This window comes from Thiorhodococcus minor (genome assembly GCF_010820565.1).
In the GTDB taxonomy this organism is placed as follows: Bacteria; Pseudomonadota; Gammaproteobacteria; order Chromatiales; family Chromatiaceae; genus Thiorhodococcus; species Thiorhodococcus minor.
Genome location: NZ_JAAIJQ010000016.1, coordinates 30,570 through 51,453, shown reverse-complemented (window position 1 = coordinate 51,453; position 20,884 = coordinate 30,570). Strand labels below are relative to the sequence as shown.

Here is a 20,884-nt window from a genome sequence, read left to right as displayed (position 1 = left end):
TCGGCCGTGATCCCGCAGGACAACGATTCGCCGAGGTAATTGACTCATGACGACATCCACGCAAGCTCCGGCCGGAGCAGAGCGCACAATCGACCACTCTTCCCCGGGCACAGGTAAGGTCCGCGTCTGGGACCCCTTGGTGCGGGTCTTCCACTGGACGCTGGTCGCCGCCTTCGCGGTGGCCTTCGTGACCGAGGACGAAGTCATGGGCCTGCACATCTGGGCCGGCTATCTGGTCCTTGGGCTCCTCGCGGTGCGGCTCGTCTGGGGTGTGATCGGAGCGCGCCATGCCCGTTTCACCGATTTCGTCCGCGGCCCCCGCGCCGTGCTCGCCTATCTCAAGGATGCCATCGCCTTTCGCGCCCCACGCTATCTCGGGCACAACCCGGCCGGCGGCGCCATGATCCTCGCGCTCATCCTGTCCGTCGGCTTGACCGGGCTCACGGGGCTCTCTCTCGCGGACGCGCACGGCTACGAGAATGAGGCGCTCGAGGAGGTGCACGAATTCTTCGCCTTCCTGTCGCTCGGGCTGGTGCTTGCCCACCTGGCCGGGGTGCTCTTTTCCAGCATGGCGCACCAGGAGAATCTGATCGGCGCCATGATCACCGGCGACAAGCGCGAGAAGGCGCAATGAGCCGGGAGCGAGGCCGGCGGCCGCGGCCCTTCGGGGCCGGCATCTTCGCGCTGGGTGCGATTCTGGTGCTGCTCGCCGCGGGGCGCCACCTGGCGCGCCCCTGCTCCCCTGCCTAGGCCGTGGCAACGACCTGGTTGCGTCCCTGGCTCTTGGCGCGATAGAGGGCGTCGTCGGCGGCCTGGATAAGGGCCTGTGGCGATGTGCCTGCTTTCGGCCTGAGCTCGGCGACGCCGAGGCTGATGGTGACGCAGTCCGAGATGGGCGAGGCGGGGTGTGGGATCTGCAGCGCCAGGATGTCCTCGCGGATGCGCTCGGCGATCGCCCCGGCGTCGCGATAGCCCGTATTGGGCAGGATGAAGGCGAACTCCTCGCCGCCGATGCGTGCGGCGAGGTCGCCCGGACGGCGGGCGGCGGTGGCCATGGAGGCGGCCACCTTCTTGAGGCAGGCGTCGCCCGCCGGGTGTCCGAGCTGGTCGTTGTAGCGCTTGAAGTGATCGATGTCCGCGATCAGCAGGGACAGGCGGGTTTCCGTGCGCTGAGCGCGTCTCCATTCGCTCGCGAGGGCTTCATCGAACAGCCGGCGGTTGGCGATGCCGGTGAGCGTGTCGATCCGCGCCAGCAAGGCCTCTTGCTCTTTCTCCTTGATGGATGAGCTCAGCTTGATGCGAAGCTCGATCGACTCGCGGAAGACGCGGCTGAAGCGCGCCGACGAGACGAGCATGGCGACTAGGAAGATGAGGACGAGCAGCGCCATGGTCAGGTGCAGCCGCGTCCCGGCGGTCGCGAGCTCGAGCATGATCGGGATGGCGACTGGGATCGCGAACAGGGGAAAGGCCGGGACGATGGCTGAAAGCAGTGGTAGAGCGCCCGCGATCATGCCTCCGAGAACGAAGGCCAGGAAGATCTGATGCGCCACCGAGGTCGGGTGGAAGAGGACGATGCCGGCCGTACCCCAGACGAGTCCGGATGCCAAGGCGCCGAGCATGAAGAGCGAGCCCCAATCTAGGTGGCTTTGTCGGGAGCGCTTCGCCGGTGCCTCGAATTCGCGCAGTACGAGATATCTGAGCAGGGTGACCGCGTAGAGGGCGAGCAGCCAGGCGAGGAGGCGGCGTGGGCCGAGGACGTCCCAGAAGATGAGGACGACGATGAGGCCATTGAGGATATTGACGGTCAGCGAGGTGCGGAGCTGCGCGTAGGCTTGCTCGATCTGGACGGCGAGGGCCTCTCGAGCCCGTCTTGTCCGCGGTCTGGGAAGGAGATCGGTCAATCGCAACCTCGGCACCGTCCTCGGGGAGCCGGATTCGGCCCGGCTCTAAGCGGCAGAGCGCTCTGCCCCCGAGGGGGATCGGCGTGGGCCGGCTCCGAGCTTGTGGGTGCTTGCTTGTCGGCTTGTCTCCAAGGGCTTGCTTGTGCGACCTCGCGCGGTCACTTCGGAACATCCGAGGCGAGATCGAGCGGTTGCGGCCGGCCTCATGCGCCAGGTCCGCTCGCTTGGGCGCCGCTGTCGGGTCTGTGTTGGCTAGCGTGCCGCCTCGCGGTAGCTGTCCATTTCTTCCAGCGAAAGGTGGCGGGCCTCCTCTTCGAGCATCACGGGGATGTCGTCACGAATGGGGTAGGCGAGCTGCGCGGAGAGCGAGATGAGCTCCGCCCTGTCGCGGTCGAAGACGAGCGGGCCCTTGGTCACAGGGCAGACCAGGATGTCGAGTAGCTTCTTGTCCAGCATGGCTTGATTGCTCCGAATGAGGATTCTATCTCTGCTCAGTGTCGAGTTTAACCTAGAACCCCCATCGCAGCCGCCAGCTCTCGATTCAAAGCTTTGTATTGACGGAGGGGCGCGGTCTGAGTGCACTGGTGGCAGCGCGGCTGCCGATTCATGATGTGTGATCGCGCCGCTGGCGCTCAGTTAAGGAGCCGATCTTGCTCGCTGTCTCGAGAAAACTGCTAGATGCGTCTTGGGCTGGCCGCGCGTCCACGGCCGTTGCGGTCGTAGCCATTGCGGCTATTTGCGTCGGGCTATGGCAGCTGGGCCAAGCGACGCAGGGTCTGCAAGTGCAGTCTGAGCGGATCGGCCAGCTTCCACTGACGGTCTACCGGCCGCTCGAGGCGCGCGCGGCACCTGCGGTCGTCATCGCGCACGGATTCGCCGGATCCCAGCAGCTGATGCAGCCCTACGCGACGACGCTGGCGCGCGCCGGCTACATTGTGGTCACCTTCGATTTTCCTGGCCACGGGCGCAATGCGGATCCCTTCGTGTCGAGCCTGATGGACCAGGAGAAGCGGTTGCGGATCTTGCTCAATGCCCTAGGGCCCGCGGTGGACCTGGCTTTGTCGCAGCCTGGGGCGGATGGGCGTCTCGCCCTGGTTGGACACTCGATGGCCGGGGATGTCCTGGCACGCTATGCCCTGGCGCATCCCGACCAGGTCTCCGCCTTGGTGCTGCTCTCGCCCTACCTGGCCGAGGATACGCAAACCGCCAACCTGCCCAATCTGCTCCTGATCTACGGGGCGCTCGAGCCAGAAATGCTGCATCGTCAGGGGATGGAGGTCTTGTCGGACGGGCGCGACGGAGCCGCCGAGCCCGGAGTGACCCTGGGAAGCCTGGGCGACGGCACCGGGCGCCGCTTGCTGCTGGCCGGAGGCGTCGAGCACATCGGCGTGCTCTACGCCAGCGAAGGCCTCAGCGCCGCGCTCGACTGGCTCGACCAGACCTTCGGGCGCAGTGGTGGCGGCTTCATCGACAAGCGCGGGCCTTGGCTCGGCCTGCTCTACCTCGGGCTGGTCGGCCTCGCCTGGCCATTGTCGCGCCTCTTGCCCCGGGTTGCCGAGCGCCCGACGGGGGCCGGTCTGCCCTGGCGGCGCCTGCTGCCGATCGCCATCGCGCCGGCGGTGCTCACCCCCCTCATCCTCTGGAAGCTCCCGACCGACTTCTTGCCCGTGCTGATCGGGGACTATTTGGCCCTGCATTTCGGGGTCTATGGGGCGCTGACCGCGCTCGGACTTTGGGCGCTGCGCGCTGGCCCCTTCTCTGTGCAGAAGACCCAAAGCCCGGAGCCTCGCTTGCGGGGCTATGTGCTGGCGACTGTGGTGACGGCCGCCTATTTCACCTTGGCATTCGGGGTTTCCACGGACAGCTTCGTCACTGCCTTGCTGCCAGGTCTCGAGCGCATCTGGGTCGTGGCGGCAATGCTCGGCGGGACACTCGCCTACTTCATGGCGAACGAATGGCTCACGCGCGGCGAGGGTGCGGCCAGGGGGGGCGATGTCCTCACCAAGGTGCTCTTTCTGCTGTCATTGCTGTTGGCGGTCATGCTGAATCTCAACGAGCTGTTCTTCCTGATCATCATCGTGCCGGCGATCCTGGTCTTCTTCGTCGTCTACGGCTTGATGAGCGGCTGGGTGTACAGACGCACCCAGCATCCTTTCGTTGGGGCCGTTGCGAGCGCGATCGCCTTCGCGGTGGCGACGGCAGTCACGTTTCCTCTGGTCGGGGCTTGACTCGCGTTGGTGCCACCGCCACCACTTGCGACAAGGCCCCTCGCTTCGCGGGCGTCGCTCATCCATTGGCCCGGCGTCCCGCAAGGGTGGACGAGCGCCGCGCAGTCTACCAACGCCGGCGCGGGATTCGGTGGACTTCGCTCTCGCTCGTCCACCCTACCGGTCCGACTGACGATCAAGGCCCTTCGCGGGCTCGCTCGGCATGGAGCTGCGGCCCCCGGAATGCCCATAAAGTCACGCGAGCCTTGGGATGTGCGGGAGCGAGGCGCCCATGCGCTCCGCATTGAGGTATCAATAAAACTTGATCGCGCGCAAACTATATTCAAGATAAGGTTTCGCGTAAGATACCGGGACCGCTATGGTTTGCTGGAGTCGTGGACAGAATCACGGCCTGTGTCCATAGCCACCTCTGAAGGACAAAAGTCTCCCACTGCGGAGCGAATCAATAACATCCTTAGGCTGCCGTTCCACCGACCGGAGGAGTATTACGATGGTCGCTTTTGCGCAATTGCACGCTCAGAACCATAAGATTACGGAGCTGTCGAACGTCTTTCTCTATCTGGTCCGCGAGCGCTCCATGTGCGACACAGATGTCGCCTGCGACGTCTTCTTCGATCTTACCAACCGGATTCGCGAGCACATGGAGCTGGTGGATCGCGATATCTGCGGTGCGCTCATTTCCTATCCGGACCAAAAGGTCAAGAACACCGCCAATCGCTTCCTATCTGGATCGACCGAGATCAAGCGCATTTTCGGGGCCTACGTCAAGGAGTGGTGCTCGCAGAAACGCCATGCGCTCACCATCAGCGACTATAGCTCGTTCCTGCAGGATACCGAGCAGATGTTCGCCCTGGTGATGGATCGCATTCAGCGCGAGACGGAGCATCTATACCCCTTGCTCCGCAAGCTCGAGGGTGGCGATGACAAGCAGGTGGCTTGATGCGGGCCGCCAGCCGGAGCGCTGGCGGCGATCAGCAGCATTGCCAATCCCCCAGCTCAACCGGGAGATTGGATACCTCTTCCCCGAGCCGGCGCCGCAACGCCGGCTCGCGCTCTATGCGCCAGCCTCGGCCCGTGCGCCTTCCGTTTCTCCTTCCGCCTCGCATTCGGCATAGCACCACTCGACCTCGCCGACGCCGAGGACAGCTTCCACGCCTACCCGGCAGCTAAGGACACCCTCGAGCGACGGCAGTTGAAACATCGGCCGCTGTAGCAATGATTCCAGCACGCTGCGCAGGCCGCGTGCCCCGGTTCCTCGCTCGATCGCCTTGTGCGCGATGGCGGCGAGCGCGTCCGTGGTGAATTCCAGCGCGACACCCTCGAATTTGAAAAGCTGCTGATACTGGCGGACCAGCGCATTCTTGGGCTCGGTGAGGATTCTCACCAAGGCGGCCTCATCCAGATCGTGCAGCCCGACGATGACCGGGAAGCGGCCGATGAACTCAGGAATCAAGCCGAACTGGCGTAGGTCGTCCGGATGGGTCTCGCGGTAGAGATCGGGGTCGCGCTTCTCCGCGCTGTCGTCCGAGGCTGGCTCGGCGTGGAAGCCGATCCCGAAGCCGCCCTCGTTGCGGCGGCGCTTCAGCACCTGCTCAAGCCCGGCGAAGGCACCGCCGACGACGAAGAGGATGTTGCGGGTATCGATGAGCGCTGGCTCGCTGCCGTCCTTGCGGCCCTTGCCGCCGAGCTTCACCTGCGTCCCCTCGACCAGCTTCAGCAGCGCCTGCTGCACGCCCTCGCCGGAGACATCGCGTGTGCCGTGGGCGGTCTCGCCCTGGCGGGCGAGCTTATCGACCTCGTCGATGTAGACCATGCCCCATTCGGCGACCTCGCGGTTGCCGTTGGCGGCGTCCAAGAGACGGGCGAGGATGCTCTCGACGTCCTCGCCCACATAGCCTGCCTGCGTCAGCGTGGTGGCGTCCGCGATCACGAAGGGGACGCCGACGATGCGCGCCAGCGTGCTCGCGAGCAGGGTCTTTCCCGTCCCCGAGGGGCCGAGGAGCAGGATGTTCGACTTGTCGATCTCGACGCGATCGTCGTCCTCGAGCGAGCGTTTGGGATTGCTCGCCTCGACGGCGAGGCGCTTGTAGTGGTTGTAGACGGCGACCGATAGGGTCTCCTTGGCGGCCTCCTGGCCAATGATGTAGCGGTCCAGGTGCTCCTTGATCTCGATCGGCTTGGGCGGGGATTTGAGCGGTCCCGTCAGTGCTCGGGCACGTCCCCAGCTGCTAATGACTTGATGGGCCAGGCCGACGCAGGCCTCGCAGATGTGACCCTCGATACCCGCGATCAGCGGGGTTTCCGGGGCTTGCTGCGCCCCGCAAAAAGAGCAGCTGTGGACCTTGTCGTTCATGCCGTCGAGACCTCCGTTCGCGGTGGTGCCTGTTGCTTGAGCGCAGCGATCCAGCTCTTCTGACATTCCCGCCGCCGGCGGGTGTCCAGGATGGCATGGATCTTCGTGCGCGCCTGCTCGAAGGTGACAGTGGTGACCGGCTCCGCCATTTCACAGAGCAGCAGGTGGAGGCCGATCTCGGATTCCACGACCCCGCTGATCTGCCCTGGCTCGAGTGTGAAGAGCACGGCGTCCAGCTCGGGGTAGAGCTGCCCGCGGGCAATGGTGCCGAGCTGGCCCTGCTGCATGGCCGTGGGGCACTCGGAGTGCGCTTGGGCCAGCTTGCCGAAGTCCTCCGGGCGCTTCTTCAGGGCTGCAGCGATCTGGTCGATGCGTGCACGCGCGGCCTCGCGGCCGTTCTCCGCGTACTCCTCGTTGATGGTGATGAGGATGTGGCGTGCGCCGCGGCGCTCGGGTGCGGTGAAGCGCTCGTGGTGCAGCTCGTAGAAAAGGCGCTCGTCGGTCTCGTTGACCGGCTCCGCGCGGCTGCCGATGCGCTGCATGACGGCGTCGAAGACCAGCTCGCGATGCAAGGCACCGCGCAGCGCGGTCTCGTCGAGGCCGTTGGCGTCCAGCTCGGCTGCGAAGGCGGCCGCATCCGGGTAGCGGTCACGGATCTCGGTGACGGCGTCGTCCAGCCGTGGCTCGGGAATCAGGGTATCCCGCGCTTCGCTGGTCGACAGCACCAGGCTTTCCAGATCGAACGTCTGCTGGGCCTGTCGCTCGACTTGCTGCATCTGCTCCTCGTCCAATCCGGCCAGTCCGCTCTGGAAGCGCTCGGTGGCCGCGCGGAGCAAGTGGTAGCGGTACTCGGAGCTGGGCTCTTGTTGGGTGGCGTAGGAGAGGCTCATGGTCATGGTGCTGGTGGTGGTTGTCTGTCTAGGAGGCCCCGTGCCTGAGCTTGCCGTATCGTCCTCAGGCGCCTCTGTCAGGGCCGCCTCCGGAACGATGAGGGTATTGCGACCCGGAAAGTGCACGTGATAAGCGACGCCACCCGGGTGGTCGCGCAGGACGCGGATGACTTCGCCGACCTCACCCGTATCGACCATCACGCGCCCTTCGACGCCGAGCGGGCGGGACGTAGCGACCTGGTCGCGGAACTCGAAGCGACTGGGAGTCCAAGGCGCGTCCACTGGCTGCAGCTCCTCCTCGCGGCAGCCGACGATGCGGTCGCTGTCGAGGAAGTGCACGGAGTAGATGATCTGGTCCTGCAGAAAGGTGCCGACGTCCTTGACGAAGCCCGTGCTGCCCCGCCGGATCAGCAGGGTGCCAGTGGGCTCGCCAGGAAAGGTCCCGTCGTTGCGCACATTGCGCAAGACGCGGACCTCGTCGCCATAGTCATACTGAGGGCGCATGCGGAACCTGCTCCATGAGGTCGCTGAGCGGAACGGCGACTTGCTTGGGCTCGTTCATGCGGAAGACGCGGAAGACCTTCTCGGTGGCGGCGTCGGAGGAGACGAAGTCCGCGTAGGCGGCCTTGAGCAGGTCCGCGTGGAGCGCCCACTGTGCATCGGCGCTCTCGGGCATCTCGTCCGCCTGGGCGAGATAGTCATGGAAGCGCTGCAGAATGTGCAGGCGATTGACTTGCACGATGCCGCGCTCGTACTCGATGCCGAAATACTCGAGGAATTCCTCGGCGCTGGAAAGCTCGCTCATATCGAGCTCGAAATCTTCGTTGGTCATGCTCGCCTCCGGGGGTCGAGGGGGTTGGGCTCGGTTTCTGGCAGTAGGTTGGATCAGCGTGCGAAGTCCGCATGGGATCGCGCTGTCGCGGTCTGGTGGACTGCGCTGCGCTTGCTCAGCCTACATCTCATCCATCTTGTCTTGTCGTCAGCGTCCGAGGAAGCGCACGTTGTCGCCGGCTCCGGCGATCTGCTCCTCGGCGACGGCATTGCGCGCCATGGATAGCAGCTCATTGATGCCGAGCCGGTCGCTGGTGTCGATCTCCGCGAGCTTCTCGAAGCGCTCCAGGGCCTCCGCTGGACGGTTCTGCCTCATCAGCAGGTAGCCCGCGCCCTTGAGTGCGAGCAGCAGGAAGCGTGTCAGAGCCATGGAGACCTGCACGGAGTGGCCGAGGTGCGCCTCGGTCAGCTCGCGCCAGTGCACCCTGATGCCGAGGCGCTCGGCGCTGAGCGCGATAGCGCGGTCCGCGATGATGAGGGCCTCTTGGTAGCGGTGCCTGTAATAGAAATAGCGATAGAGGGCGACGAGCACGCTGAGGTGCTGCGGCTCGAGAAAATAGGCGTGCAGCAGGCTCAGCTCGGCGCCGGGCTCGCCATAGCGGGATGCCGCGTCGGCGAGCAGCGACTCGACCTCCGGGCTGACCGGCTCGTCGAAGTACATGTCCTCGCCGTTGAAGTCCAGAAGATCCATTTCTCTATGCCTCCGTGAGGTGCTCGCGCCGGTCGGGTGGCTCGCAGACCTGGATCGCTTCGCAGCTTCCGCACTCGTCTTCCTGCTCGGTGCCGCCCGGCAGGCAACCGTGAATCCCGATCTCTTGCTCCAGGTGACGGATACGCTCCAGCAGGCAGGAGATGGCCCCGGCGACCGGGTCCGGGATCAGGTGATGGTCGAGGTCGATACCGTGCGGGGTGAGGTTGTGCGATTTGCGCGACTTGACCACCTTGGCCGGGATGCCAACCACCGTGCTGTCTTCCGGCACATTGCCGATCACGACCGAGTTGGCCCCGACCTTGACGTGTCCGCCGAGGATCACAGGACCGAGAATCTTGGCCCCGGCGCCGACCACGCAGCCGTCACCGAGCGTCGGGTGGCGTTTGCCCTTGCGCCAGGAGGTGCCGCCTAGGGTGACCCCATGGTAGAGGGTAACGTCGTCGCCGATCTCGGCCGTCTCGCCGATGACGACGCCGGCGCCATGATCGATGAAGAAGCGGCGGCCGATGGTGGCGCCGGGATGAATGTCGATGCTGGTCCAGATCCGCGCGATGTAGGACATGAAGCGCGGCAGCCAGCGCCAGCCGCGCCCCCAGAGCGGGTGCGCCAGGCGATAGAGGATGACGGCATGGACCCCGGGGTAGGTCGTGTAGACCTCGAAGCGCGTGCGCGCCGCCGGGTCGCGCTCGAAGATGCAGTCCACGTCCTCGGCGATGGTCGACCAGACACCTGGCTCGATCGGTCGCTCTAGAATGGCCTCGCTCATGTCTGGGGTCTCCCGCACCGACTACTGGAGCAATGCGGCCTGTGGGTGGCCGATTTCGGTCAGAAAGCGTCTCAGGTCGCCCGTCTCGGGGCTGCGCTTGGTCTCGGTGACGAAGCGCCGCACCAGGGGCAGCACCCGCTCGGCCTGGTCGGTGTCGAGCTCGAAGCGCAACAGCTCCGCATAGATCTGCTGGACGGCGTGCTTGCCGGAGTGTTTGCCGAGCACCATGCGGTGGGCTCGCCCCAGCTCGGCGGGGTCGACGCCTTGGTAGTTCAATGGGTCCTTGAGCAGACCATCGACATGGATGCCTGCCTCATGGGTGAAGGCGCCGAGTCCAACCAAGCTCTTGTGCCAGCAGACCGGGCGGCCGGAGGCCTGGGCGACCAGCTGCGAGAGGCTCTCGAAGTGATGCAGATGGACGCCTGTGTCGATGTTCTGGGTGTGGCGCAGCCCCATCGCGACTTCTTCCAGCGGGGCATTGCCAGCGCGCTCGCCGAGCCCGTGGACCGTGGTGTTGACATGGGTCGCACCGCCGCGCACGGCCGCCAGGGTATTTGCCGTCGCCATGCCGAGGTCGTTGTGGGCGTGCATCTCGATCTCCAGATCGACGATGGCGCGCAGATCGCGGATGCGCTCGTAGACGGCGAAGGGGTCCATTAGCCCGACCGTATCGGCGAAGCGGAAGCGGCGGGCACCGGCCTCTTGGGCGGCCTCGGCGGCCAGCCACAGCAGCTCGGGATCGGCGCGGGAGGCGTCCTCGGCACCGACGCAGACATCCAGCCCCAGGTCCTGGGCCGCGCGGACCTGGGTGCGGATCTGCCGCAGCACCCAGTCGCGGTCGCGGCCGAGCTTGCGCGCAATCTGCTGGTCCGACAGCGGGATGGAGAGATCCACCATGTCGACGCCCAGGTCGCCGCAGAGCGCCATGTCTTGCGGGAGCATTCGGGTCCACACCATCAAGCGCGCCGACAATCCCAATGCCGCCACGGCGCGGATGGATTCGCACTCCTCCTCGCCCATGGCCGGGATGCCGATCTCGAGCTCGGGAACCCCGAGCGTGTCAAGGCCGCGTGCGATCGCCAGCTTCTCCTCCAGGGAGAAGGCGACGCCAGCCGACTGCTCGCCGTCGCGTAAGGTGGTGTCGTTGATGGTGACCTTGCTCTGCTTCATTGCCGTGGCTGACTCCTGAGTGCCGTTGCGTTCACTGAAGCAAAGCCTGTGCCGTTCATTTGCTGCTGATTTATCAGACTCTTAGGTGCCTCTGTGGTGGCGATTGAGGGGTTTGCGACAAAGGGCAGGGCAACGACTTGTCGGGGAGATGACCAAGCAAAATGCTCCTGGATCTCTGCGGGGGATTCGCAGGATCTTGGAGGAGCGTCTTCTGGTGCTGCTTGGAAGCCGTCCTTGCGCGACCGCGCCGACAGGCTGAGGGCGAAGCCCGTCGAGAGCGGGGCTGGCCAGGCGGTCCAGATCGAGTCGTTACCAAAGAGGCAGGACTCTATTGATCTGAGTGTGTGATGCCGCTGGCGAATGCGGTGGTCGTCCCGGCGTTCGAGCCCACGGGACCGGCTCGTGACTGCTCGGCATGACCCGTGAGGGCTGGAAGCTGATGGTCCCTTTTAGGGTGCAAGGGCGTTCGCGGTGCCGCCTATGGGATCAGTGAGCAGCCGGGTATCAGGATCTCGAGCATCTCCAGGATCTCGAGCTCGATCTCAAGGGGCAGGCGGGCGATGGATTCCGCCGGCAGGCGCAAGGGCTTGGCGATTCTCTCGGGCTCGGGGATCTGGACTGAGCCAGGCTCGTCCCCTTTCGCCAGGTCTGCGGCGAGCATGTCGCTGGCGACGCTGACGCTGGCCCAGAGCGTCTCGGTCTCGAGCCGGTGCGTGGGCGCGCGCCCTGGCTGCAAGTGATATTGGACGGGCACCCAAATGCTGTCCGGGAAGCGCCACGCCTTGAGCAGGGTCGCGCCGAGCTCGGCGTAGTTGAAGCCTAGGACCTGCTCTTCCGCTGCGGCGGTCTCCTCAATCGTCGCCGTCTTGCCCAGGCGTTGCATGACCTCGCGGACCTGCGTTGGGCATTGGCTGAGCAGGATCAGCTTCCCCAGCCCATGCACTAGGCCGATGAGGAAGAGGTGCTCGCTCGCGGGTAGGCCGCGCTCGCTGGCGAGCGTGCGCGCGGCGATGCCGCTGGTGACCGAGTAGCGCCAGAAATGCTCCATATTGAGCCCGTCCTCCGGCAAGCCCGCGAATGTCTCGATCGCGCAGGTCGCGAAGACCAGGTCCCTCAAGGCGCGCGTGCCGAGAAGGTTCACCGCTTGCGCGACCTTGGTGACGGGGGAGGCGGGGGCGAAGACCGGGCTGTTGACGAGTCGCAGCAAGCGAGCGGTCAGGGCCGCGTCACAGAGGATCACCTCGGCGAGATCCTGAGCCCGCGTGGAGGGTGCCTCGATCAGCTCCTGCACGCGATAGGCCGCGTCCGGAAAGGAGAAGAGGGTCTCGGTCTGCGCGACGAGCGATTCGGGTGTCATGAATGCTCCTGTCCTGGGCGACGACGAGCGCAATGGGCGCGAGCCAGCGCATTGTGGGCGGCCTAGCGGCCCCGAGCTGCGTTGGGATAGCGGACTGCCATCCACCCGGGGAGGTTCTCGGACCGCCGGCATCACCCTGAAAATAGCACCTGGAGCGGATGCGGGGGGGCGGGGGCGCTCTTGGGCGCCTGCGGTCGAGCTTTCGTCGTCGGAGCGGATCTCTGCGCGTCTCAATCGCGCGGGGGCGAGACCTCGATCATGACCTCGTTGCGCCGCAGGAACCAGGGCGTGAAGGGTGGGTTGTAGCGCGCGTAGAGGGGGGCGCCGATGGCCTCGAGCTTGGCCTCATCGAGGGCCATGAGCAGGATACGGCGGTTTTTCTCGTAGTTGCTGAGCGTCCAACGCCCCGAATAGCGCCGAACGGCCATCAGCTTGGCCGGCTCTGGGCGCAAGGTGACGCGCGGATCCTTCGGCTTGGGCAGTGCGTCCAGACTGTAGCTGGAAGGCATGACGAAGCTCAAGAGATAGCGGTCCGCGCCCGAGCCGCCGGGGCGCTGGCCGACCGGGGCCGTCATTGCGATCTTCTCGCCCCCGGCTGCCCGTTGATTGACCGGCGCCGTCATCGCCATCTTCGTCTTCGACTCATTGTTGCCGAAGATGTAGTCGGCGAGAATCCGGAAGGCCTGGCTGCCCACCTTGTCGAAATCGCCTTGGACCTCCGTCTCGGCGACGACATAGGCCGCGTACTGGCGTAGCTCGAACACCGGATAGGTGCGAACGACCTGGTAGCTTGGCTCTTCGATCGCCATTGCAGTGCCCCCGGCTAAAAGCATCGCAAGGACGAGCATGAGTCGTCCGCTCAGCCCGTCGATTCGGAATCTCGCTGTCATCGAAATCTTGGCTCCATGCGCTGTTGGCATTACGCGTCGATGCGTGCGAGATTGGGTCCGGCGGCGGCAAAAGAAACATGGGCTCTTGCGAGCCGTTGCGGGATGCTGCGCCCGATGGCGCGAATTTGGCCTCTTGACCTCGGGTGCGCGCCTGGCAACGGAGGCTGTGTTGGAATCCGGTGGGGCCGCCCTAAGCAAGGTCTCATGACGCCGATGCGGATGTTTGCCGATCGGCATCTCCGCGAGCGCGTCGTGGGCCTTTCCGGCTCGGCGGCTCTACCCGGAGCCCAACGGCGACTCAGGCGACGAGCCATTGGATGTCGATGTCCGATCCCGGATTCGGGAGGAGCGAAGCGAAATGACCGAGCAAGGGGAAGCTGAGGCCTCGCGGAGCCGTCCTGTGGCGGATAGCGGACGCTGGCTGGTGTTCGGTGCCAGTGGCTACATCGGCAGTCATCTGGTCGTCCACTTGCTCGCCGAGGGGCGAGCCGTGCGCGCCTCGTCGCGCCACGCGGACGTCTTGGAGGCGCGTGGCTGGAAGGGCGCGGAGATCATCGCCGCGGATGTCCTCGTCCCGGAAAGCCTGGTCCCCGCGCTCAAGGGTGTCGAAGTGGCCTACTACCTGGTCCACTCCATGGCCGCCGGGCGGGACTTCGGACGCTTGGACCTCGAGGCTGCGCGCAACTTCGCCGCCGCCGCGGCCGAGGCGGGCGTGCGGAGAATCGTCTATCTCGGCGGGCTGGTGCCGGACGACGCGGCGAGCGAGCACATCGTCTCGCGGCGCGACACGGGTGAGGTGCTGCGGCAGGGGGCCGTGCCGGTAACCGAGCTGCGCGCGGGGATCATCGTCGGACCCGGATCCGCGGCCTTCGAGGTGATGCGCGATCTGGTCTTGCATCTGCCCGTCATGGTGACGCCGCGCTGGGTGCAGGCGAAGTCGCCGCCCATCGCGCTCGAGAATCTGCTGACCTATCTGGCCCAGATCCCCTGGATCGAGGAGGCGGCAGGGCACTGCTACGATGCGGCAGGCCCGGAGACCCTGACCTATGGCGAGATGATGTGCATATTGGCCGAGGCCGCCGGGCGCCGACCGCCTTGGATCATCCCGGTGCCCGTCTTGACGCCACGGCTGTCGTCCTACTGGCTGCGGCTGGTGACCTCCGTGCCGACGAATATCGCGCGCGCCTTGATCGAGGGTCTCCGGCATGACTTCGATGCGGATGATCGGGAGCTGCGGCGTCTGGTGCCGCAGCGGCTGCTCGGGTTTCGCGAGGCCGTCGAGGCGTCATTCGCCATCGAGCGCAGCGGGGCCATGGTGACGCGTTGGACGGAAGGGGCCTTTACGGTGCGCGAGCGACAGATCGACTATTCCTATTACGCCAAGAAGGCGGCGGGCCAGGCCGAGACCTGGGCGGGTCCCGGGGCTGTCTGGCAGGTCGTCTCCGCGATCGGCGGGGAGAATGGCTACTATTATCTCGACCGGCTCTGGTCAGTGCGGGAATGGATGGATTGGGCCGTTGGCGGCCCGGGCCTGCGGCGCGGACGCCGTCACCCGCAAGAGGTCAGGGTCGGCGATCAGATCGACTATTGGAAGGTCATCGGCGTGGAGCCGGAGCGCCGCTTGACCTTGGCCTTCGGCATGCGGGCGCCTGGCGCGGGCGTGCTGGAATTCGAGCTGGAGCCGCGCGAGGGCGGCGGGACGCGATTGACTGCCAGGGTCTACTGGCATCCCGCCGGGGTTTGGGGCCTGCTCTACTGGTTCTCGCTGGAGCCCGCGCATCGCGTGCTGCTCAAGGGGCTTCCGCGCGAGATTTGCCGTCGTGCGGAGGCCGTCTCGAAGCGCAGCTAGGGTTGGCCACCCTGACTGCCTTGCGATCAGTCTTTCTCAGCGAGGAGTGCGTTCAGCCGCTCCAGCTCCTTCTCGGCCCTGACCTTCTCGGTAACGTCGTACTGAATTCCCAAGTAGTAGATGAGATTGCCTTGAGGATCGTACAGCGGGCGGATGGTGAACTGGTTGTAGAAGAGGGTGCCGTCCTTGCGGTAGTTCCGCAGAGTCACCGTGACGGGGGCGCGGTTCTTGAGCGCATCGCGGATCCGCTCCAGCTCGGGCTGGTCGCGATCCTCGCCCTGCAAAAAACGGCAATTGTGGCCTAGGATGTCCTCGCGATCATAGCCCGTGATCAGCTCGAAGGCCTCGTTGGCGTAGATGATGGGGTTGTCTTCCTGGTCCGGGTCCGACAGCGTGACGCCGTTCACGCAGGTATCCAGGATCTGCGACAGCACGAAAGGGATGGTGCCGATGTCTTTTTCGACGATGAAATCCATTGGGAGCTCCGAAATCGTCTCAGCCCAGGCCTTTGGCGGACCCGGTCTGCTCACTTTCGATCAGGCCTTTGATGTTGCGCACGACCCGCTCGGCGCCCTCTTGGATCGCCGCGCGAATGAGCTTCTCGAAGGGACGCATGTAGAGCTCCAGCCGCGCGAGCTCGAAGTAGAAGCGCAGCCGGGCCCGATCGCCCGCCGGCTCGATATGGTACTCGGTTCGAAACTGTCCGGTCTGCTCGACGAAACCGACCTTGCTGGGGCGCTCCAGCGCAATGACCTTGAAAGTGGTGGTGCTCTTGCGCCCCTGGTCGACTCGGACCTGTCTGGCCTTGCTCCCGACCCGCAAGGGGCCGGGTGTCAGCAGCCTTAGCTGTTGAACCTCCGGCGACCAGCGCCGGTAATTGTCGGCGAAATCGGTCGCTACGAAATCGAACACCCGTGAAGCCTGGGTGTCGATCAGGATACTAGCCTCCCCGCGAACCACGCTGATTCACCTCCATTTCTCAGGGTCTGTCTCACCGTCGAGCCGTGGCGGTTGCCTTGGGCAGCCCTAGCCGGTTGTGACCTTGACTAGGGTTATGGTGGGTCCGCCATGTTTTGCAACGCCTGCGCCACGGCCGGGCAGGCTGCCCGGTCTCTTATCGCGAGTGCTGTGGACGCCCGTGGCCTGGCTCAGCGCTTGCGCTGGGTGAAGCGCTTCAGGCGCTGCTTCTTGGCGATCTGGCGCGCCGAGAGCTGATTGCGCTTGCCCTCGTAGGGGTTGGTGCCACTCTTGAACTCGAGACGCAGGGGCGTCCCGGCCAGATCCAGCTGCTTGCGGAAACGGTTGATGAGGTAACGGCGATAGGACTCGGGCACGGCCTCGGTCTGGTTGCCGTGGATGACGACGATCGGCGGGTTGCGGCCACCCTGGTGGGCGTAGCGCAGCTTGATGCGGCGGCCCTTGACCAAGGGAGGCTGATGCTCCATGACTGCCGCCTCCAGCAGCCTGGTCAGCTCGGGAGTGGGCAGGTCGCGGGTGGCATTCGTGTAGGCGGTGTCGACATCGTCGAGCAGCAGCCCGACCCCGCTGCCGTGCAGCGCGGAGACCAGATGCAGCTTGGCGAAGTCCAGGAAACCGAGCTTGCGCGAGAACTGCGCGCGCACCTGGCTGCGCTGCTCGGTGTCCATGCCATCCCATTTGTTGATCGCCACGACCAGGGCGCGGCCGCTCTCGATGATATGGCCGGCGAGGGTGGCATCCTGCTCGCCGATGCCCGCGTGTGCGTCGATCACTAGAATGACGACGTTCGCCGCCTCGATCGCCTGCAGGGTCTTGATGACGCTGAACTTCTCGATAGCGTCCTGGACGCGGGCGCGGCGTCGCAGGCCGGCGGTATCGATCAGGGTGTAGTGTCGGCCCAGCCGCTCGAAGGGGACGAAGATGCTGTCGCGCGTCGTTCCGGGGCTGTCGAAGGCGACGAGACGCTCCTCGCCGAGCAGCCGATTGATGAGCGTGGACTTGCCCGCGTTGGGTCGTCCGACCACGGCTACCTTGGTGCCGCTCTGCTCGTCGTCCGCCTCGGCGACTTTCTCCTGCTCTGGCAGCAGCCCGAAGACATGATCGATGAGGGTGCGCACGCCGAGCCCTTGCGTCGCCGAGACGGCCCAGGGGTCGCCGAGCCCGAGCCGATGGAAATCGGCGACCGCCAGCATGGGGTCGGTGGTGTCGCTCTTGTTGACGACCAGGCTGATGGGCTTGCCGAGACGGCGCAGACGCTGGGCGATCTCGACGTCTTCGGGGGTGCAGCCATCCTTGGTATCGACCAGGAAGAGCAGGTGATCGGCTTCGTCGACGGCGCGCTGTACTTGGCGCTCCATCAGGGCCTCGATGCCCTCGGCCGAGGAGGCGATGCCGCCTGTGTCGACCAGAATGTAAGGACCGGGGCCGATGCGTCCGACCCCATACTGGCGGTCTCGCGTGAGACCGGGAAAGTCCGCGACCAAGGCGTCGCGTGTCCGGGTCAGGCGGTTGAACAGGGTCGATTTGCCGACGTTGGGTCGACCAATGAGCGTGATGACGGGCAGCATGTTAGTCAGCGGGGTGGCTCCGCCTTGGTGGCCTCGGGTGATGCGGTGGCTGGCTGCCCCGCACGCTTGAAGCCGAGCAGGGATTTGCTGGCGGCAGGGGCGCCGAGCGTCAGGGCCGCGATGGTGCCGTCCTCCGCGTAGACATAGAGCCGATTCCCCTGCACCAGGGGGCGCGCGGTGATCCCGGCCTTCTTGGTCACGCGGGTGCGCCCGACGATGCGGCCGTCGCCCTTGCTCAGCAGATGCAAGAAGCCGTCGAAGTCCCCAGCCACGACATAGCTGCCGATCAAGGCGGGTGCGGTGAGCTGGCGATAGCGCAGGGCCTCCTGCTTCCAGCGTCCGCCGCCGTCCGCGATCTCGGCACCCCAGACCTGATCACTAGAGTCGGCCACATAGAGTCCGCTGCCGTCCGCGGCCAATCCGGCATGGGCCGACAGCTCGCGGCGCCAGAGCACGTCGCCGGTGGTGGCGTCCACGGCGGCCAGGTCGCCGTTGTAGGTGCCGACATAGAGGGTGTTTCCGATCAGGATGGGATCCGCATCCAGGTCGGCGATGCGCGCCAGCTCCGAGCGCCCATGCGGCCGGGTGACGACAGTCTCCCACAACGGGATGCCTTCTTGCGTATCGATCTTGACCAGCTTTCCGCCCGACAGTCCGACGATGGTCGCGTCCGGCAGGATCAGTGGCGTGCTGCTGCCGCGCAGCGTCAGCACAGGGGCCGGGTAGTTGATGCGCCACAGCTCCTTGCCCGTGCCCGATGCGAAGGCGTAGATGGAGTCGTTGAGGGTGTGGACGATGACCTTGCCGTCGTCCGTCAGGCGCGGGATGGAGAGCACTTCGCTCCCGAGGCTGGCGCGCCAGAGCTCTTGGCCGTCCTGGGGCGACAGCGCGACCAGGTCGCCCTGGCTGGTGCCCAGGACCAGCGCCTCGCCGGAGACGTCCGGCCCGCCGCTGAAGGCATACTTGGTCTCGCGGCGCCAGATCTCGCGGCCCGAGCCGGCATCGAGCGCCAGGACGCGGCCGCGTGCGTCGGCCAGATAGAGCTTGCCCGCGGCGAGCGCCGGAACGAGGTAGAGCCGCCGCTCGTCGCTGCCGCGCGTCGGCCGGTCGGACCAGAGCCTGGTGACGCCCACCTGCTGGGTGATCTCGGTCAGCTCCGTCGGCGGCGTGGGATCCTTTTCCCCCCCAAACCAGGGGATGCTGCCGCAGCCCGACAGCGGCAGCGTCAGCATGAGGAGGCCGAAGCGGGCCGACAGGGCTTTGAAACGCGGTCCCATAAGACGGTCTCCCTAGTCTGCCTAGCCCGCTGCGGGCAGGTTGTCGATCTTGAGACGGAGGAGCTGTGAGAGGGCGCTGCCCTTCTCGATCGCCTCCTCGTAAGCCCGCCGGGCACCTTCGGTGTCGCCACGCTGGGCGGCGATGTCCCCGCGCACGGCGGCGAACTCGCCAGCGAAGGCGGCGCTAGTGTCATGGGCCTTCACCGTTTGCTCGGCGGCGTCCAGCTCGCCTTGGGCAGCCTGGACCCGCGCCAGGCGCAGCGCCGCGATGCGGGCCAGGGCCGGATCGGGCGCGTCAGTGATCGCCTGACGCAGGGCCGCGACGGCTTCGTCCGGCTTGCCCGCGTCATAGAGGGCCTTGGCCGCGACCAGGGCGCCAAGGCTGGGATAGGGCGTGGACCCGAACTCGTCCTCGATGAGCTGCAGCTGCTTGCCGATGGCGTCCGGCTGCGGGCTGCGGGCCGAGGCGTTGGCCATCAGCTGCTCGAAGGCGGTCGAGGCCTGCGCGGCGACCGACTCCTGGTGCCCGATCCAGAGGCGCCAGCCATAGATGGCGCCGAGGCCGAGGGCTGCTCCGGCGATGACGGATACCCCGTTCTCCTTCCACCATTTCTTCAGGGCCTCGACTCTTTCCTCGTCGGTTTCGTAGGTCACACTGGTCTCCGTCGAAAGTGTTGTAGGCGCTTGCCGAGTCTACCCGCCTGTGCGCAACGGGCGACTCGGGCCAGGTCCAGCGCATCGTCTTGTGTCGATCGGGCGTCGCGCATGCGAAGCCGTCCGTGTGCGAGCCGGCCCTCAGGTCTCCGCGGAGCTGGTGGTCGCGGCGCGCAGATAGGCGGCCAGCGCTTCCATTTCCAGCTCGCGCTGCTCGACATCCTCGCGCAGATGCTTCACGCCGACGACCTGACGCGCCAGCTCGTCCTCGCCGAGGATGAGCGCGAGGCGAGCGCCGCTCTTGTCGGCCTTCTTGAATTGGCTCTTGAAGCTGCCGCCGCCGCAGTGGGCGAGCAGGCGCAGTCCGGGAACGGCGTCGCGAAGCTGCTCGGTCAGTCTGGGGGTGGCCGCCTGTGCCTTGTCGCCGACGGCGACGAAATAGGCGTCGAGCGGGGGCTCCGCGAACTGTCCGTCTTGCTGCATCAGCTCCACGAGCCGCTCTAGGCCCATGGCGAAGCCCACCGCCGGGGTCGGTCGCCCGCCCAGCTGCGCGACGAGGCCGTCGTAGCGCCCGCCGGCGCACACCGTCCCCTGGGCGCCGAGCTCGTCGGTGATCCACTCGAAGACGGTGCGGTTGTAGTAGTCCAGTCCGCGCACCAGGCGCGGGTTGATCTGATAGCCGATGCCGGCGGCGTCGAGGTTGCGGCAGATCTGCTCGAAATGGCTGCGTGTCTCGTCGCCGAGGCAGTCCATCAGTGTCGGGGCGTCCGCGACGATCTGCTGCGTCTGGGGATTCTTGGAGTCCAGGATGCGCAGCGGATTGGTGGCCAGGCGCCGCTGGCTGTCCGCGTCGAGCTGGTCGAGGTGCGTCGAGAGATAGGCCACGAGCCGCTCGCGATAGGCCTGGCGCTCGGCCTGGTCGCCCAGGGTGTTGAGCTCGAGGCGGAAACGCTCGAAGCCGAGGGCGCGCCACAGGCGGGCGGTCAGCAGGATGATCTCCAGGTCGATGTCCGGCCCGGCGAGTCCGAAGGCCTCGACGCCGATCTGGTGGAACTGGCGATAGCGCCCGCGCTGCGGACGCTCGTAGCGAAACATGGGGCCGCGGTACCAGAGCCGCTGCGGCTGCATGAGCATGCCGTGCTCGATGGCCGCGCGCACGCAGCTCGCGGTACCCTCGGGCCTCAGGCTGAGGCCGTCGCCGTTGCGGTCCTCGAAGCTGTACATCTCCTTCTCGACGATGTCCGTGACTTCGCCGATCGAGCGGCTGAAGAGCTCCGTCACCTCGACCAGCGGGGTGCGGATCTCGGTATAGCCGTAGCCCGAGAGCACCTCTCTGGCGGTGTCTTCGAGACGGTGCCAAATGGCGATTCGATCCGGGAGGATGTCGTGCATCCCCCGGATGGCTTGGATGTTCTTGCTCATGCGCGGGGCTCTGGGGCGATGGCGGGATGCGTCTCTAC

The 20,884-nt window shown here is 66.0% G+C and carries 19 protein-coding genes and 2 pseudogenes; 4 read left to right on the top strand and 17 right to left on the bottom strand.

All coding sequences use genetic code 11. The features are described 5' to 3' along the window. The first annotated feature begins 46 nt into the window (after nt 1-46). Nucleotides 47-634 (top strand): cytochrome b/b6 domain-containing protein, encoded by a 588-nt coding sequence (locus G3446_RS07515; RefSeq protein WP_164452210.1) that lies wholly within the window; start codon nt 47-49, stop codon nt 632-634. 112 nt (nt 635-746) lie between these two features. Here G3446_RS07515 and G3446_RS07510 read toward each other — a convergent pair whose 3' ends face one another. Continuing rightward, nucleotides 747-1,901: a GGDEF domain-containing protein gene (locus tag G3446_RS07510; protein WP_164452209.1), complete on the bottom strand. Its 1,155-nt coding sequence runs from the start codon at nt 1,899-1,901 to the stop codon at nt 747-749. 252 nt (nt 1,902-2,153) lie between these two features. After that, nucleotides 2,154-2,354 (bottom strand): Trm112 family protein, encoded by a 201-nt coding sequence (locus G3446_RS07505; protein ID WP_164452238.1) that lies wholly within the window; start codon nt 2,352-2,354, stop codon nt 2,154-2,156. Between the two features lie 329 nt (nt 2,355-2,683). Here G3446_RS07505 and G3446_RS07500 point away from each other — a divergent pair, with 329 nt between their 5' ends. Continuing rightward, the gene (locus tag G3446_RS07500; protein ID WP_342450060.1) at nt 2,684-4,129 is read left to right on the top strand and encodes an alpha/beta hydrolase; all 1,446 of its coding nucleotides are present in this window, start codon (nt 2,684-2,686) and stop codon (nt 4,127-4,129) included. 490 nt (nt 4,130-4,619) lie between these two features. Then, entirely contained in the window at nt 4,620-5,069 is a 450-nt protein-coding gene (locus tag G3446_RS07495; RefSeq protein WP_164452208.1) for a hypothetical protein, read from the top strand. A gap of 114 nt (nt 5,070-5,183) precedes the next feature. On the opposite strand, the gene clpX is transcribed toward G3446_RS07495, so the two are convergent. From clpX to G3446_RS07450, 9 genes and pseudogenes are all read right to left on the bottom strand, one after another. Then, the gene (gene clpX / locus G3446_RS07490) at nt 5,184-6,482 is read right to left on the bottom strand and encodes an ATP-dependent Clp protease ATP-binding subunit ClpX (RefSeq protein WP_164452207.1); all 1,299 of its coding nucleotides are present in this window, start codon (nt 6,480-6,482) and stop codon (nt 5,184-5,186) included. Beyond that, nucleotides 6,479-7,315 (bottom strand): annotated as a pseudogene (gene nifM / locus G3446_RS07485) (nitrogen fixation protein NifM); the annotation flags it as partial. The pseudogene nifM and the gene clpX, both read right to left, overlap by 4 nt. Before the next feature lie 102 nt (nt 7,316-7,417). Next, a pseudogene (locus tag G3446_RS07480) lies at nt 7,418-7,876 on the bottom strand (nitrogen fixation protein NifZ); the annotation flags it as partial. Beyond that, entirely contained in the window at nt 7,860-8,204 is a 345-nt protein-coding gene (gene nifW / locus G3446_RS07475; RefSeq protein ID WP_164452206.1) for a nitrogenase-stabilizing/protective protein NifW, read from the bottom strand. The pseudogene G3446_RS07480 and the gene nifW, both read right to left, overlap by 17 nt. Before the next feature lie 147 nt (nt 8,205-8,351). Continuing rightward, complete coding sequence (locus G3446_RS07470; protein ID WP_164452205.1) at nt 8,352-8,894, bottom strand: hypothetical protein; 543 nt, start codon at nt 8,892-8,894, stop codon at nt 8,352-8,354. A 4-nt stretch (nt 8,895-8,898) separates the two neighbouring features. Further along, nucleotides 8,899-9,681, bottom strand: a complete 783-nt coding sequence (gene cysE, locus G3446_RS07465; protein WP_164452204.1) for a serine O-acetyltransferase — start codon at nt 9,679-9,681, stop codon at nt 8,899-8,901. 21 nt (nt 9,682-9,702) lie between these two features. Further along, nucleotides 9,703-10,851 (bottom strand): homocitrate synthase, encoded by a 1,149-nt coding sequence (nifV, locus tag G3446_RS07460; RefSeq protein WP_164452203.1) that lies wholly within the window; start codon nt 10,849-10,851, stop codon nt 9,703-9,705. 478 nt (nt 10,852-11,329) lie between these two features. Beyond that, a complete protein-coding gene (locus G3446_RS07455) occupies nt 11,330-12,208 on the bottom strand; it encodes an HDOD domain-containing protein (RefSeq protein WP_164452202.1) in 879 nt (292 codons plus the stop codon). A 230-nt stretch (nt 12,209-12,438) separates the two neighbouring features. After that, nucleotides 12,439-13,098: an SOUL family heme-binding protein gene (locus tag G3446_RS07450; RefSeq protein WP_342450059.1), complete on the bottom strand. Its 660-nt coding sequence runs from the start codon at nt 13,096-13,098 to the stop codon at nt 12,439-12,441. Between the two features lie 358 nt (nt 13,099-13,456). On the opposite strand from G3446_RS07450, the gene G3446_RS07445 reads away from it, so the two are divergent. Then, nucleotides 13,457-14,947: a DUF2867 domain-containing protein gene (locus G3446_RS07445; protein WP_164452201.1), complete on the top strand. Its 1,491-nt coding sequence runs from the start codon at nt 13,457-13,459 to the stop codon at nt 14,945-14,947. A gap of 26 nt (nt 14,948-14,973) precedes the next feature. On the opposite strand, the gene G3446_RS07440 is transcribed toward G3446_RS07445, so the two are convergent. The 6 genes from G3446_RS07440 to hisS form a co-directional block, all read right to left on the bottom strand. Further along, entirely contained in the window at nt 14,974-15,423 is a 450-nt protein-coding gene (locus G3446_RS07440; protein WP_164452200.1) for a PAS domain-containing protein, read from the bottom strand. 19 nt (nt 15,424-15,442) lie between these two features. Then, nucleotides 15,443-15,907, bottom strand: a complete 465-nt coding sequence (locus G3446_RS07435; protein WP_164452199.1) for an SRPBCC family protein — start codon at nt 15,905-15,907, stop codon at nt 15,443-15,445. Nucleotides 15,908-16,095: 188 nt separating this feature from the next. After that, nucleotides 16,096-17,493, bottom strand: coding sequence for a ribosome biogenesis GTPase Der (der, locus tag G3446_RS07430; protein WP_164452198.1), 1,398 nt, complete (start codon nt 17,491-17,493; stop codon nt 16,096-16,098). 5 nt (nt 17,494-17,498) lie between these two features. After that, nucleotides 17,499-18,770 carry an outer membrane protein assembly factor BamB gene (gene bamB / locus G3446_RS07425; protein WP_164452197.1) on the bottom strand — a complete coding sequence of 424 codons (1,272 nt, stop codon included), beginning with the start codon at nt 18,768-18,770 and terminating at the stop codon, nt 17,499-17,501. Between the two features lie 21 nt (nt 18,771-18,791). After that, nucleotides 18,792-19,424 (bottom strand): tetratricopeptide repeat protein, encoded by a 633-nt coding sequence (locus G3446_RS07420; protein ID WP_164452196.1) that lies wholly within the window; start codon nt 19,422-19,424, stop codon nt 18,792-18,794. Nucleotides 19,425-19,565: 141 nt separating this feature from the next. After that, the gene (gene hisS / locus G3446_RS07415; RefSeq protein WP_164452195.1) at nt 19,566-20,846 is read right to left on the bottom strand and encodes a histidine--tRNA ligase; all 1,281 of its coding nucleotides are present in this window, start codon (nt 20,844-20,846) and stop codon (nt 19,566-19,568) included. Nucleotides 20,847-20,884 lie beyond the last annotated feature (38 nt).

Excerpts from the sequence above, each read along its gene's own strand:
- G3446_RS07515 (WP_164452210.1), top strand. The coding sequence starts at position 47 with ATGACGACATCCACGCAAGCTCCGGCCGGAGCAGAGCGCACAATCGAC.
- G3446_RS07495 (WP_164452208.1), top strand. The coding sequence starts at position 4,620 with ATGGTCGCTTTTGCGCAATTGCACGCTCAGAACCATAAGATTACGGAG.
- clpX (WP_164452207.1), bottom strand. The coding sequence starts at position 6,482 with ATGAACGACAAGGTCCACAGCTGCTCTTTTTGCGGGGCGCAGCAAGCC.
- nifW (WP_164452206.1), bottom strand. The coding sequence starts at position 8,204 with ATGACCAACGAAGATTTCGAGCTCGATATGAGCGAGCTTTCCAGCGCC.
- G3446_RS07470 (WP_164452205.1), bottom strand. The coding sequence starts at position 8,894 with ATGGATCTTCTGGACTTCAACGGCGAGGACATGTACTTCGACGAGCCG.
- cysE (WP_164452204.1), bottom strand. The coding sequence starts at position 9,681 with ATGAGCGAGGCCATTCTAGAGCGACCGATCGAGCCAGGTGTCTGGTCG.
- nifV (WP_164452203.1), bottom strand. The coding sequence starts at position 10,851 with ATGAAGCAGAGCAAGGTCACCATCAACGACACCACCTTACGCGACGGC.
- G3446_RS07455 (WP_164452202.1), bottom strand. The coding sequence starts at position 12,208 with ATGACACCCGAATCGCTCGTCGCGCAGACCGAGACCCTCTTCTCCTTT.
- G3446_RS07450 (WP_342450059.1), bottom strand. The coding sequence starts at position 13,098 with ATGACAGCGAGATTCCGAATCGACGGGCTGAGCGGACGACTCATGCTC.
- G3446_RS07445 (WP_164452201.1), top strand. The coding sequence starts at position 13,457 with ATGACCGAGCAAGGGGAAGCTGAGGCCTCGCGGAGCCGTCCTGTGGCG.
- G3446_RS07440 (WP_164452200.1), bottom strand. The coding sequence starts at position 15,423 with ATGGATTTCATCGTCGAAAAAGACATCGGCACCATCCCTTTCGTGCTG.
- der (WP_164452198.1), bottom strand. The coding sequence starts at position 17,493 with ATGCTGCCCGTCATCACGCTCATTGGTCGACCCAACGTCGGCAAATCG.
- bamB (WP_164452197.1), bottom strand. The coding sequence starts at position 18,770 with ATGGGACCGCGTTTCAAAGCCCTGTCGGCCCGCTTCGGCCTCCTCATG.
- hisS (WP_164452195.1), bottom strand. The coding sequence starts at position 20,846 with ATGAGCAAGAACATCCAAGCCATCCGGGGGATGCACGACATCCTCCCG.